Annotated in this window: 10 protein-coding genes, 1 pseudogene and 1 riboswitch; of the genes and pseudogenes, 4 read left to right on the forward strand and 7 right to left on the reverse strand. The window is 34.1% G+C overall.

Annotated elements, in window-relative coordinates:
• Nucleotides 1-7 precede the first annotated feature (7 nt).
• From kdsA to NYE52_RS24755, 4 genes and pseudogenes are all read right to left on the reverse strand, one after another.
• Entirely contained in the window at nucleotides 8-835 is an 828-nt protein-coding gene (gene kdsA / locus NYE52_RS18605) for a 3-deoxy-8-phosphooctulonate synthase (RefSeq protein ID WP_341195233.1), read from the reverse strand.
• A gap of 301 nt (nucleotides 836-1,136) precedes the next feature.
• Nucleotides 1,137-2,444 carry a nucleobase:cation symporter-2 family protein gene (locus NYE52_RS18610; protein ID WP_341194427.1) on the reverse strand — a complete coding sequence of 436 codons (1,308 nt, stop codon included), beginning with the start codon at nucleotides 2,442-2,444 and terminating at the stop codon, nucleotides 1,137-1,139.
• 1 nt (nucleotide 2,445) lies between these two features.
• Nucleotides 2,446-3,054 (reverse strand): xanthine phosphoribosyltransferase, encoded by a 609-nt coding sequence (locus tag NYE52_RS18615; RefSeq protein WP_341194428.1) that lies wholly within the window; start codon nucleotides 3,052-3,054, stop codon nucleotides 2,446-2,448.
• A gap of 165 nt (nucleotides 3,055-3,219) precedes the next feature.
• Nucleotides 3,220-3,321, reverse strand: a riboswitch (purine riboswitch).
• A 123-nt stretch (nucleotides 3,322-3,444) separates the two neighbouring features.
• Nucleotides 3,445-3,765 (reverse strand): annotated as a pseudogene (locus tag NYE52_RS24755) (methyl-accepting chemotaxis protein); the annotation flags it as partial.
• Nucleotides 3,766-4,459: 694 nt separating this feature from the next.
• Here NYE52_RS24755 and NYE52_RS18625 point away from each other — a divergent pair.
• The 4 genes from NYE52_RS18625 to NYE52_RS18640 all read left to right on the forward strand — a co-directional run bounded on the left by NYE52_RS18625 (nucleotide 4,460) and on the right by NYE52_RS18640 (nucleotide 8,948).
• Entirely contained in the window at nucleotides 4,460-5,149 is a 690-nt protein-coding gene (locus NYE52_RS18625) for a response regulator transcription factor (RefSeq protein WP_341194429.1), read from the forward strand.
• Nucleotides 5,146-6,153, forward strand: coding sequence for a sensor histidine kinase (locus NYE52_RS18630; RefSeq protein ID WP_341194430.1), 1,008 nt, complete (start codon nucleotides 5,146-5,148; stop codon nucleotides 6,151-6,153). The genes NYE52_RS18625 and NYE52_RS18630 overlap by 4 nt, the downstream gene beginning before the upstream one ends.
• Nucleotides 6,154-6,253: 100 nt before the next feature.
• Nucleotides 6,254-7,018, forward strand: coding sequence for an ABC transporter ATP-binding protein (locus NYE52_RS18635; protein WP_341194431.1), 765 nt, complete (start codon nucleotides 6,254-6,256; stop codon nucleotides 7,016-7,018).
• The gene (locus NYE52_RS18640) at nucleotides 7,005-8,948 is read left to right on the forward strand and encodes an ABC transporter permease (RefSeq protein ID WP_341194432.1); all 1,944 of its coding nucleotides are present in this window, start codon (nucleotides 7,005-7,007) and stop codon (nucleotides 8,946-8,948) included. The genes NYE52_RS18635 and NYE52_RS18640 overlap by 14 nt, the downstream gene beginning before the upstream one ends.
• A 131-nt stretch (nucleotides 8,949-9,079) precedes the next feature.
• Here the strand turns inward: NYE52_RS18640 and NYE52_RS18645 are convergent, their stop codons facing one another.
• The 3 genes from NYE52_RS18645 to NYE52_RS18655 all read right to left on the reverse strand — a co-directional run bounded on the left by NYE52_RS18645 (nucleotide 9,080) and on the right by NYE52_RS18655 (nucleotide 13,159).
• The gene (locus NYE52_RS18645) at nucleotides 9,080-9,940 is read right to left on the reverse strand and encodes a hypothetical protein (protein WP_341194433.1); all 861 of its coding nucleotides are present in this window, start codon (nucleotides 9,938-9,940) and stop codon (nucleotides 9,080-9,082) included.
• A gap of 205 nt (nucleotides 9,941-10,145) precedes the next feature.
• A complete protein-coding gene (locus NYE52_RS18650) occupies nucleotides 10,146-11,501 on the reverse strand; it encodes a polysaccharide pyruvyl transferase family protein (RefSeq protein WP_341194434.1) in 1,356 nt (451 codons plus the stop codon).
• A 302-nt stretch (nucleotides 11,502-11,803) separates the two neighbouring features.
• A complete protein-coding gene (locus NYE52_RS18655) occupies nucleotides 11,804-13,159 on the reverse strand; it encodes a polysaccharide pyruvyl transferase family protein (protein ID WP_341194435.1) in 1,356 nt (451 codons plus the stop codon).
• Nucleotides 13,160-13,447 lie beyond the last annotated feature (288 nt).

Consider the following 13,447-nt stretch of genomic DNA (forward strand, 5'->3'; position numbering starts at 1 on the left):
CCCATTCTTACAGATTTTTCACCAGTGCATCAATCTCCACTATTGGCTTTAACACTTCCTCTAATTCCGCTAAGTTCACCATATTTGGTCCATCTGACATTGCATTATCAGGATTCGGATGGACTTCCATAAATATCGAGGAAATTCCTACTGCAGCAGCAGCTCTCGATAAATAGGGAACAAATTCTCTTTTCCCCCCAGTTGTTGTTCCATTCCCACCTGGTATTTGAACACTGTGTGTCGCGTCAAAAACAACCGGTACCCCTAATTCCTGCATTGTAATAAGGGATCGCATATCCACAACTAAATTATTATAACCAAATGTGGATCCACGTTCTGTTAACAAAATCTGTTCATTTCCACTCTCCCTTAACTTAGTAACAACATTTTTCATATCCCACGGTGCCAAAAACTGTCCCTTTTTCACATTCACAATCTTCCCTGTTTCTGCAGCAGCTACCAATAAGTCAGTTTGTCTGCATAAAAAAGCAGGAATTTGTAGAATATCCAATACTTCTGCTGCAGCCATTGCTTGGACTGGCTCATGAACATCAGATGTCACGGGTACATTAAATGTCTCTTTTACCTTAGCTAGCATTTCTAAGCCTTTCTCGATGCCCGGTCCTCGAAAAGAATGAATGGAAGAACGATTTGCTTTGTCATAGGAAGCCTTAAAGATAAAGGGGATGTTTAACTTCGTTGTCAACTCCTTTAACTGTTCAGCCGTTTCCATGATAAGCTTCTCATCCTCAATGACACAGGGTCCTGCAATTAGAACAAAAGGTTCTTTACCGCCAAAAGAAATGGTATCGTTTAATGAAACTACTTGAGTAATGATACATACCTCCTTTTTTTATGAAAGTTCACTGAAAATGATATTTCTGAGTGGTAAATTTATTTAAGCAAATGTGGTAGGTGAAATGGATTAGGGAAAGGTTTGTTTTCTGAATTTTCTAATTATACACCGCGTAGTTTACATAATATATGAAAAAAGATGCCTTGAAAAGGATTTTGTTACATTATCTGACACACTTTTTTTATTTCCCCCTAAAACATCGTAATTTTTCTGACAAAAAAAGACTTTCCTTTTCTTTTGGAAAGTCTTTCTTCTTAAAGCCTTGCTATAGAATATGGAGTTAAGCTACTGTCTTTTCTTCCATTTGAGTTGTTTTTACTCGGGAACCTGGAATAATGTTAAATAAAATATTTAAAATAATCGCGGTTATTCCACCAGCCACGATACCACTTTGGAATAGAATCCGGATGCTTTCTGGAAATTTCATAAAAATATCAGGAACGACGGTTACACCAAGTCCCATCCCTATTGAACAGGCAAGAATTAATAGGTTTCCTTGTTGATTAAAGTCCACCTTACCTAGCATTTTAATACCATACGAAACAACCATTCCAAACATGGCAAGAGAAGCTCCACCAAGAACTGGAGTTGGAATTAATGTAGTAATGGCAGCAATTTTAGGAATAAAACCTAAAATAATTAAAATCGTACCCGCTGCATAAATGACATTTTTCGATTTGACACCAGTTAGCTGAACTAGCCCAACATTTTGCGAATATGCAGTGTAAGGGAATGAATTAAATATTCCGCCAATAACAGATGCCAATCCTTCTGATCGATATCCCTTTGCTAAATCTTTTTCGGATACCTTTTTATTTGTAATATCCCCAAGTGCTAAATAAACCCCTGTTGACTCAATTAAGCTTACAATTGCAACAAGTGTCATTGTAATAATAGAAGTAAGATCAAAGGTTGGAGCACCAAAATAAAACGGAGTAATCCCATGAAGCCACTTCGCTTCTCCTACCTCTGAAAAATGAACCATCCCCATAAATGACGCAATAATGGTTCCAATAATAATACCGAGTAAGATAGAGATTGTTTTGATAAATCCTGTTGTAAATTTATTAAGTAAAATAATGATTGCTAACACACCAAAAGCAAGGACTAGGTTTTTAAGGTTGCCAAAATCTGCGCTTCCCTCTCCACCAGCCATATCATTAAATGCAACCGGAATTAAAGTAAGACCAATAATTGTAACAACAGATCCAGTTACAACTGGCGGAAAGAATTTTACTAGTTTACTAAAAATAGATGAGATAAGAACGACAATGATACCAGAAACAATAATTGCACCATAAATAGCGGATATTCCATGCTTACTTCCAATTGCAATCATCGGGCCAACAGCTGTAAATGTACAACCTAACATAACAGGAAGGCCGATTCCAAAGAATTTATTTTTCCAAACCTGTAACAATGTCGCAATACCACAAGTTAATAAATCAATAGAAATAAGGTATGCTAATTGTTCTGGTGTTAAATTTAGAGCTCCACCAACTATTAAAGGCACAAGCACCGCACCTGCATACATTGCAAGTACATGCTGCAGTCCTACAGACCAAGTTTTTGCTGTCATTTTTTCCATTTTAGTATCCTCCTGCATAAATGCCTTCGTGTATACGTTGTTCAGCAAATGTTACTTTGCCACCCTTTAAGGATGCAATTCTTGCTAAGGACTCTACTCGATAGCCTTTTGAAATTAAATCTTCTGTCCCTTGCTGGAATGACTTTTCAATTAATATCCCAATCCCGCTCACAGTCGCACCAGCTTGTTCAACAATATTTGCTAAACCAAGTGCAGCCTGTCCATTCGCTAAAAAGTCATCAATAACAAGAACATGATCATCGGCATGCATATACTTTTTGGAAACGGTAATTTCATTTGATTCTTGTTTAGTAAAGGAATAAACCGTTGCTGTATATAAATCACTTGTTAACGTAAGGGATTTTCTTTTTCTTGCAAAGATAACTGGAACATCTAATGCCAGCCCCGCCATAATAGCCGGCGCAATACCAGATGACTCTATTGTTAAGATTCTAGTTATTCCCGCTTCTTTAAACAATCTAGCAAATTCTTGGCCAATCTCTTTCATCAGATGAGGGTCCATTTGGTGATTAATGAATGAATCTACTTTTAATACCTGATCACTTAATACAATACCTTCTTCTTCAATTTTCTTCTTCAATAACTCCATTAACTAGACTCTCTCCTTTTTTGTGAGGACAGACTTACCAATCTAAATAGTTTCACTGTCCTAAATAATACGCAAAAAAGCACATTCACTTACTCTATGAGTAAGCGAATGTGCTTTTTCGAGCAAAAGAAACTGCTCTACTTATGCGATAGATCAGTATATCTCCCATTTTATACGCTTACTCGTAGTCAGACGATTAACGGTCATCTGGTAGAAACTTGCAGGCCATATTCCTGCTATTATACGAGTGTTTATATTGTTAGATTATTTGACAACATAATGGATTATAACGGATTTTCTTTGAAATGAAAACAAAAATTTTATAAAGGGTAAAACTTTCCATCATTTTTATCAAAACCTCTAATTGATTAATAATGGTAGAAAACTTTTTTAAAGTTTATTCGAATAAGCATTTAGTTTCTTCGCCATTTCTAAAATTTGTTCCATAAAGATGGATGTATGATGAATCGAGTCTGCTTGTTTTTCCCCGATTGCGGCAATCTTTTCAATCGACTCATTGATGGAATGAGTTGTATTTCTAATTTGATCCATCGTTTCGGCAATAGTCTGTGTAAAATTTACTGTTTCTTTGGAAAACTTACGAATTTCATTTGCTACTACTTCAAACCCTTTTCCTTTTTCACCAGCTCTTGCTGCTTCAATTGCGGCATTTAATCCCAATAAATTAGTCTGATCAGCAACTTTTTTAATAATGGAAACTACTTCGCTGGTTTTCCTAATATTTTCTTCTGCAACACTTGATTGCTCTAAAAGAATCTTTGAAAAGTCCACTAAAGAATGAGAACCATCGGCAATATTATCGATATGTTCTTGTGATTGTGTTAAAGACCCTGTTATTTCATCGACGATATTTCGTATCTCTGTTTGTCTTTTTAACTGTACAGCTATTCCACCAATCACGTCTCCTTTTGTATTCATGATTGGAGAAGCAGTACCAATAAACTCAAAACCGTAAAAGTCTGCTGGTACTTCTTGCTTTAGTGTTTTCTTTTCACGAATCGCTGCTTTTAGCGGTTCGTCAGGTTGCAAGGGTTGATTTGTTTTAATATGTAAATCAATCACCTCACCAGGGAAATAAGCGATAAATTTTTCCTTATCACAAATCGCAATGGAGAGATCAGCAGGAATTGCCGCTTTAATAATTGGGATAATTGGAATAATATCTTCTAAGGATTCTACTTGTTTCATCACAGTTGTCGCACTCCAATCTAATTAAATCACTTCAATATACTACCATAAAAATACCATTTATTCACAAAGTTTTACTTTTGCTTTTCCACTCTTTCATATTGGAATATATAGCAACATGATATAATGAGTTTAATTCTCTTCTTATTATTGACAAAAAAGAAGATTAAAACCTAACTATTATGTGGTGATTTCCATGTTTAAAATACTTTTAATCGAAGACGATCAAACATTATTTCATGCAATAAAGGAACGTTTAGAGCAATGGTCATATACAGCGTTCGGAATAAATGATTTTAATAAAGTCATGCAGGAATTCGCTGATATAAAACCTGATTTAGTGCTTATAGATATCCAACTTCCGAAATACGATGGATTTCATTGGTGCCGAATGATAAGAAGTCACTCAAATGTGCCAATTATATTCTTATCTTCTCGCGATCACCCAACCGATATGGTTATGTCCATGCAGCTTGGGGCAGATGATTTTGTACAAAAACCATTTCATTTTGACGTTTTAATCGCAAAAATTCAAGCAATACTGCGCCGAGTATATAATTATAGCTTAGAACAAACAGTACTAAAAACCTGGTGGGATGCAACAATTGATTTGGAAAAAAACACAGTAACTTCTCCTAAAGGGGAAATTGAATTAACGAAAAATGAAATGTTTATCTTAAAAATTTTACTGGATCAGAAAAATAAAATTGTCTCTAGAGACACTCTTATCAACGAACTATGGAATGATAAGCGATTCGTTAGTGACAATACGTTAACAGTAAATGTTAATCGTTTACGAAAAAAACTAGATGAGCTTCATCTCGGTAGTCATATTGAAACAAAAGTTGGACAAGGATATATGGCGATTGAAGGGGACATAAAATGATTAAAAAATATCTGATTGAAAAAAAAGGCTGGATTCTTTTTATCCTTTTACTACAGCTGTTTCAGTTATTTATGGCAAGTATAGATGAGACCATCTCCTTTTATTCCATGGTCTATATTTGCTTTATTAGTATGCTTTTGTTTCTTCTCTTCGCTGCCTTCCAATATCAAAAGGAAACAACTTTTTATAAAGGGCTATCTACTCGAGAAGATGATTTAGACCTTACATCTTTACCAAAAGCAAATACACCTTATGAAAAAATAATAGCAGAAAGCTTTACAAAACAGACTACCATTCTAATGAAAGAGCGCAATCAAAATCTTCAACAGCTCGAACTTGAAAAAGATGAACTTCTTTCATGGATTCATGAAGTAAAAACACCATTAACGGCACTGCGTTTATTAATTGACTCCATTGATAACCCTGAAATGAAAACATCTTTAACGTTTGAATGGTTAAGAATTCATCATCTTCTAGATCAACAGCTGCACCAAAAACGATTTCCTTTTATTCAAAATGATTTATACATAGAAAATATAGATCTAGAGAATATCCTCTTTGATGAAATTAAAACATTACAGTCCTGGTGTATACAAAAGGGAATTGGATTTGATGTAGAACTACAAAATACTACCGTGCTAACGGATGGAAAATGGCTATCCTTTATAATCAGACAGCTATTAAGTAATGCAGTTAAATATAGCAACAATTCCGATATTGTAATAATGAGCTATGACAATCATGGGTATACTTGTTTGAATATTACAGATAATGGGATTGGAATCGCTCTTCAGGATTTGCCTAGAATTTTTGAAAAAGGCTTTACTTCTACTGCTAAGCATCAAAATAATCACGCAACTGGAATGGGATTATATCTATCTAAAAAAGTTGCAGATGCACTAAAAATTACTATTGAAGTAGAGTCAACAGTAAACGTAGGCACAACCATTACTCTAATTTTTCCCAAAAAAAATGCATTTGATCAACTTATAAGAGGCATATGACAAAAATGTCACATGCTTCTTTTATTTGTTCGCCAATTAGAAGGAATGAATAAAATTCCTTTTATATAATGAACCTATCATTTAAAGGAGTGTGGAAAAAATGGATATATTAGTCGCTTCAAAAGTTCATAAAAGTTATGGGAATAAGGCAAACCGCCAAGAAGTGCTTAAAGGTGTAGACTTAAACGTTCAAAAAGGGGAATTTGTCAGTATTATGGGGGCTTCTGGTTCAGGGAAGACTACGCTACTAAATGTCCTTTCTTCCATAGACCAAGCTACCGGAGGAACTATTCGTATTGTGGAGAAAGAAATTACCCGTCTAAAAGAAAAGCAGTTAGCCGAATTCCGAAAAAATCATTTAGGATTTATCTTTCAAGATTATAATTTACTTGATACGTTAACAGTAAAGGAAAATATACTTTTGCCATTATCGATTACAAAGACACCAAACAAGGAAGCTCATCAACGTTTTGATACATTAGCGAAAGAACTAGGTATTTATGAGATTAAAGATAAATATCCAAATGAAATATCAGGCGGGCAAAAGCAACGAACTTCAGCAGCAAGAGCATTCATTCATGAGCCAAGCATTATTTTTGCTGATGAACCAACTGGAGCTCTTGATTCAAAATCCGCTTCTGATTTATTAAATAAATTAAGCCATTTAAATCAAACAAGAAGTGCAACAATCCTTATAGTTACACATGATCCAGTTGCTGCAAGCTACTGTAACAGAGTTGTTTTCATTAAAGATGGACAAATTTATACACAGCTTTATAAAGGATCTCAAGATAGACAAAGCTTTTTCCAAGATATTATCAAAACACAAGGAATTTTGGGTGGTGTGCAAAATGACCTTAAGTAATCTTGTTATTCGTAATCTCAAGAAAAATATAAAATACTATTATCTTTATATTTTTGCCTTAGTATTTAGTGTTGCACTGTATTTTTCCTTTGTGACTTTACAGTATGATCCATCAATGGATGCTGCTGAAAACACCATGAAAGGTGCTGCTGCCATTAAAGCAGCCTCCGTATTATTAGTTGCTATCGTTTCGATTTTTCTCCTGTACGCAAATACTATTTTTATTAAACGTCGTGGAAAAGAAATTGGCTTGTTCCAATTAATTGGGATGACGAAAAGCAGGATCTTTCGGTTGTTAACATTGGAAAATTTTATTTTGTACTTTCTATCTATTCTTATTGGTATTTTTATCGGCTTTTCTTTTTCAAAAGTAACTGTCATGATTCTCTTTAAAGTAACCGGCATAACAGCAATTACTAAGCTTCACTTTTCTACGGAGGCTCTAGCGCAAACAATCATTGTTTTTTGTGTCATATATGTATTCATCATGTTAATGAATTATATTTTCATTAAAAGACAAACCATTCTTTCCTTATTCCGTATTACTTCTTCTACGGAAACACGAGTGAAAAAAATGTCTGCATGGGAAATGATCCTTGGTATTATTGGCATTGTATTTATTATAAGCGGCTATTTTATCTCTTCTCAATTATTTAGCGGCTCTATTGTATCAATGAATATGTTATTTTTAGCGATGATTTCCATTCTTGCCCTTGTAATAATTGGCACATATCTTTTTTATAAAGGATCTGTTAGTTTTTTATTCAACCTTATTCGCAAAAAGAAAAAGGGCTACATTAATATTAATCAAGTCCTTTCCTTATCTAGTATTATGTTTCGTATGAAATCGAACTCTATTTTATTAACGATTATTACAACCGTTTCTGCTCTGGCATTAGGTTTATTATGCTTAAGCTATATATCTTACTATTCTGCTGAAAAAACTGCGAAGGAAAATGTTCCAGCTGATTTCGCTTTTGCTAATGCAGATGATGTCGAATCATTCTCAAAGCTCTTAAAAGACAAAGACATCGCTTATACGGAGGAAAGAATTCCTGTTATTCAAACTATCTTCAATCTTGAAGACATTATGAACGAGGTTCCAGGAGAATTCACAATAGATTCTACCGCGATGCAAATGCCTGTCATTAGCGAAGAACATGTAAAGGATGTTAATTTATCTAAAGAGGAAGTAGCTTTTACTGGGTATAGTTCTGCATTAGAAAAGTTTATGAAACTGAAATCAAAAGGGACCATTTCCTTCTTGTTAAACGGGAAATCTTTCTCCTTAAATTATGTAGGGCTAAAGGATCGAAACATTATTCCTTATACCTTTACTAGTGGCGGACTTCCAACCGCTATTGTCGACTCAACTGTTTTTGATTTATTAGAAAAGAATATGGATGAAAGTATCCAATCACCATCTACTCTTTATATTGGGATTACTATTAACAAGGACAACGAAATCGTAGCTGCTAATAAACTTTATCAACAGCTAGCTTTTGAAGGCTACGATACAATATCACGCTATGATAGAATCCAAACCCAAAAGGAAATGATGGGTCTGACAATGTTTATCGTCGGTTTTCTTGGACTTACCTTTCTCATAACGTCTGGATGTATTCTCTATTTTAAACAAATAGATGAAGGGGAAGAAGAAAAATATACTTACACCATCCTCCGCAAATTAGGATATACACAGGATGACTTATTAAATGGTATCAAAACAAAGCAGCTATTTAACTTCGGAATACCATTACTTATTGGCCTACTTCACAGCTATTTCGCTGTCCAATCCGGCTGGTTTTTCTTCGGAACAGAATTGTGGGCACCAATGTTCATCGTAATGGGGCTGTATGCCGTACTGTATTCGATTTTCGGAATTCTATCCGTTGTTTATTATAAAAAAATTATAGCAGACGCTTTGTAAAACCAGCATTTCACCTGATATCGAGTTTAGAATATTAACTTGAATGAAGCGGAAAGTAACTATTATTTTTTTTTAAGAATGCCGTAATTAAAAAAGGAATCAAACATAAACTGTCTGATTCCTTTTTTGTATTAATTCGCTTCTTGGCTCCAGCCAAAAAGTTGGTCATCTTGCTGCTCCGATTCTAAAACCGCATGATGAAAAGCTCTAAAATCAATCGGCTGATCTTTCTTTTCCGTAATCACCTTAATATATTCACCAATCTTCACCTTATTGCTTTGAGAAACTTGGCCAAATGGAATTTCTGCCGATCTGCCATAGTAAACATCAGCTGTTTTTGTCACTAATTTTACTTTTTTACTATTAATTAAATAACGGGAATTAGGAACGCTATAAACTGTCTCCCAATCACTTTCTGTCTCGAACTTAATTTTTGATAAATGCTCTCCAGCAGCAGAAATAAGAATGACATCTGGTTGCAAGTATTCAATAAGTTCGTGCCATAATTTAACTCCTTCTGTTTGAAGGTCTTTCTTTGCGTCTTTACTTAAACTATCCCAAGTAGGATTCGTTGCTAACGGTGAGCAAATATCTGTATGCAATGCTGTATTTTCTTTATTACCATAAAAGCTTGCATGTAATCCATTCAAAATCGGTTCAAAAGAAGGCTCATACCATGCTTTATATGGGTCTTTTTCAAAATACTGGTCAAGTGCAGTAATGTACTGTTGATTGAATTGATAGTGATGGTCTCGTTTCATTGATTGAAACCTTTGGAAAGGGTCAGGGTCAGGGAAATCACGTCTAGACGGATTTAGACCTACAGTAATGATGCGGATAGGGGATTCAAAATATTTCTTGCTGTTACCAAAATACATAATGGGCATAGAAGGCTTGACAAGATACGGCCTCTCTTTCTTACTTTCATACATTTCCCAATACTTTTTAATTAGTTCGGTTTGTACTGCCTGTTGAATAACAATAAAAATCATCCTTTCAAATTAGTAAAAAAATATAGCAAGTCCACAAAAAAGTGGAATTCCTTCTTCTCTATTATATATTATCTTTAGTCTATTGGTAAAGAATACGTCGTGTTTTAGAAAAATCTTTTTAAAAGATGGGATAACTAAATATAACTATTAGAAAGGAAACTGGAGTATTTTCTAATAGTTATATCCTTCTTCTATATGTTTCTAATTACTTACTACCTGTCTTCGAAAATCTTTTAAAAACTTTCTCTTTTTTTGTTGTAATCATTTCGAAAAGCAATGCTATTAGATGTTCTTTTGTAATAGCTGATGTACTTGCGTTTTTATTGCTATTTTCTAATGGATAATATCTTTCCCATCGTTCTACCATTTCCTCTAGACTACATCCACTCAATGGCTGTACAGGAGGTTGAAGCTGAATATCCGCTATCTTCTGATCCAATGGAACAATCGTTGGTATTTGAGTCTTTTGATAAATATGATCTAGTTGATTCTTATTAAGAAAATCAATAAAGTGATCAAAATTCCTAGCCTGTACCTTTGTAGGGGCTTGAAAATCACTTTTCTCTATTATTCCAGATAAGGTTGACTTACTCGTTATTTTGTTAGCCATTATATTTGTTAATTGGTGATACTCAGCCAATTCTCGCATCCTAGCATCCTTTGGAATAATTAAGCTCGGTGTTCCAGCAATCGTCGCAGCAATATTACCGTGCAGTCTTGCACCAAAGCTCAAATCTGCATCCTTCATAAAGTCTAACCAGGTAGGAACATTTAAGAAGAAACGGACACTATTGTTCATGTATACTGGATCTGACATTTTAATCGGGTATTTTTTACTTACCTCTGCAATGGACGGTGCTCCTAAATAGGTTAATTTCAATTCCTTTAACCACTGTGGAATAAAATAATGATTAGGATATTCCTCCATTCCTCTAGCAATGAAATCCAGAACTTTCTTTTGTGAACGGCGGGAAGAGTTAACACAGATTTTTGACTCTTTCGTAATTTCGGTATTTCTTATCTGTAATTCTCTTCCAAAGGTGTACATGGAAGGACAGCCAATTACTACATGATCAACGCCTTCACGGAAACCTAAACGAGTTAGATATTTTGCCGTAATTTCACCACGTACGCCAATGATAGATGATTTCTTTAAAACCGCTTGAACAAAATTCTTCACATCTTTATCAAATGGAAATCCTTCATTTAGCTTTGGCTCAAATGGAGCTCTTAATCCAACACCAATTACAACAACTGGTATCTTTAATTTATTGATTAGCTTCGTATATTTTCGTAGAGATGGAATAAATTCATTACGAAAAGCATCTGCTAAAGGAATAATATAGCAATCATAATTCTCATTTATTTCATCTGCTCTCTCTGGTCCATATGTATAATAATCTGGTGTAATGATGGTATCTTCTGTCATCAACGTCCGAAACACACTGAATTGATAGATTAAGTTTCCAATATTTCCACCAAAGGTATTATCAATCATCATTTTTGCTGCATCGAAGGTTTCTAAGGGTGACATACCAGCTCTTATTAATATTTTTTTCATCTATGCCTCTTCCCCATCACTTTTTTATCGTACTTGCATCCTTTTTACCTTATGTTCTTAAGACTACTTTTTTATATTTTTGACAGGATAGAATGCTTTTAAACCTAGCGTTTATAACGAAGCCCTTAAAGGTAAAAAGCACCACAATATCAACTTGGGTGCTTACAAGAATATTTGTCTTAAGATTGTTGGTTTCGATTTGTAGTAACTAATTATTAAAATATATAGTATTCGTTATCATTTGTAATGATTGTTCCCCTAATATATTTCATAAATAGCTAACAACAAATTTCTTAAAAACTTTAACTAAATACGTTTGCAGCTTTTAATACTAGTTTGACAGATTTTCTATTTAATTGTCCTTCTAGCTTTTTAATTTTATTGTCTTTTTCTTTTACTTTCTTTTTCAATGCAGTAATTTGTGGAGATTCTCCTGAATAGAAATTCTCCCATCTAGCAACCGTTTCTTCAATACTGCATGCACTAATTGGTACTTCTACTGGGAGTAAGTTCACTTCTGCCAATCTTTCTTCCAGTGGGATACGAGCTGGATGATTCGTTTCTTTATAAATATGATTTATCTTATTTTTATTTAGGAAATCAATATAATGATCAAAATTTTCTGCCTGTCGTTTTGTCGGCTGTTGGAAGTCTACTTTTTCAATTAAATCAGATAATCTTGTTTTCTCATCAATTTCATTTGCCATCACATGGGTTAGCTGATGGTATTCGGCCAATTCCCGCATTCGAGCATCTTTTGGAATAATAATACTTGGTGTACCTGAAATAGTTGCCGTAATATTCCCATGTAATCTAGCTCCAAAGCTTAAATCTGCTTGACCGATGAAATCAAACCAAGTTGGTGCATTCAAAGGATAGCGCACTCTATTATTTGCATATGCTGAATCAGAAATTTTTACTGGATAGTTGTTACTATCATTTGCAATAGCTGGCGCTCCTAAATGTACTAACCTTAGTTCTTTAAGCCATTGTGGAATGAAATAATGATTAGGATATTCCTCCATTCCTCTAGTGATGAAGTCAAGGACATTTTTTGGCGATAATCGAGAAGAGTTCACACATACCATAGAATCTTTCGTAATAGTTGTTTCTCTAATATTCAAATCTCGGCCAAATGTATACATAGAAGGGCACCCAATTACAGTATGGTCTACTCCTTCTTTAAAGCCTAAACCAGTCAAATACTTGGAGGTAATCTCTCCTCTTAATCCAACTATATTTGATTTTTCTAAAACTGCCTTAATGAACTCTTTCACATCTTCATCAAAAGGAAAACTTTCATTTAATTTTGGCTCAAACGGAGCACGAAGTCCCACACCAATAACATAGACTGGAATCTTTAATTTTTTGATTAACTGTGTATACTTTCGTAAAGTTGGGACAAATTCTTTTCGAAACGCATCTGCCAATGGAATGACATAACAATCGTATTTTTCATTAATTTCATCTGCTCTTGATGGATCATAATCATAGTAATCTGGTGTAATGATTGTATCCTCTGTCATTAATGTACGGAAAACACTATATTGGTATATGAGATTTCCAACATTTCCACCTATTGAATTATTGTTTAGTATGTATGATGCATCAAAAATATCCAGAGGTGACATACCTGCTCTAATCAATATATTCTTCATTTAACTAACCCTTTCTATAACTACAAAATTAAAATTCAGGCTGTTCAGTATACCTAACTAATTTATTTTCCCTATTGAAAACAACAACAATCTTTTAAAAAACGGCCTTCCTTTCCTACTAACCTATTTGATATATACCTAGTATCATCATTAGCACTTTTAAATTTTTTATACAGGGCTATTCCTAATATTATTCAACCGTTTATATGCTAATGATAATCCTTAAATAGTGACTCCTTAATCTCTATGCTAAAAAAAGAAGCTTAATTTATTCTTAAATATCCAATA

This window comes from Niallia sp. FSL W8-0635 (genome assembly GCF_038007965.1).
Classification (GTDB): Bacteria; Bacillota; Bacilli; order Bacillales; family Cytobacillaceae; genus Niallia.

Coding starts and splice junctions, on each gene's coding strand:
- NYE52_RS18610 (WP_341194427.1), bottom strand. CDS start 2,444: ATGGAAAAAATGACAGCAAAAACTTGGTCTGTAGGACTGCAGCATGTA.
- NYE52_RS18615 (WP_341194428.1), bottom strand. CDS start 3,054: ATGGAGTTATTGAAGAAGAAAATTGAAGAAGAAGGTATTGTATTAAGT.
- NYE52_RS18625 (WP_341194429.1), top strand. CDS start 4,460: ATGTTTAAAATACTTTTAATCGAAGACGATCAAACATTATTTCATGCA.
- NYE52_RS18630 (WP_341194430.1), top strand. CDS start 5,146: ATGATTAAAAAATATCTGATTGAAAAAAAAGGCTGGATTCTTTTTATC.
- NYE52_RS18635 (WP_341194431.1), top strand. CDS start 6,254: ATGGATATATTAGTCGCTTCAAAAGTTCATAAAAGTTATGGGAATAAG.
- NYE52_RS18640 (WP_341194432.1), top strand. CDS start 7,005: ATGACCTTAAGTAATCTTGTTATTCGTAATCTCAAGAAAAATATAAAA.
- NYE52_RS18645 (WP_341194433.1), bottom strand. CDS start 9,940: ATGATTTTTATTGTTATTCAACAGGCAGTACAAACCGAACTAATTAAA.
- NYE52_RS18650 (WP_341194434.1), bottom strand. CDS start 11,501: ATGAAAAAAATATTAATAAGAGCTGGTATGTCACCCTTAGAAACCTTC.
- NYE52_RS18655 (WP_341194435.1), bottom strand. CDS start 13,159: ATGAAGAATATATTGATTAGAGCAGGTATGTCACCTCTGGATATTTTT.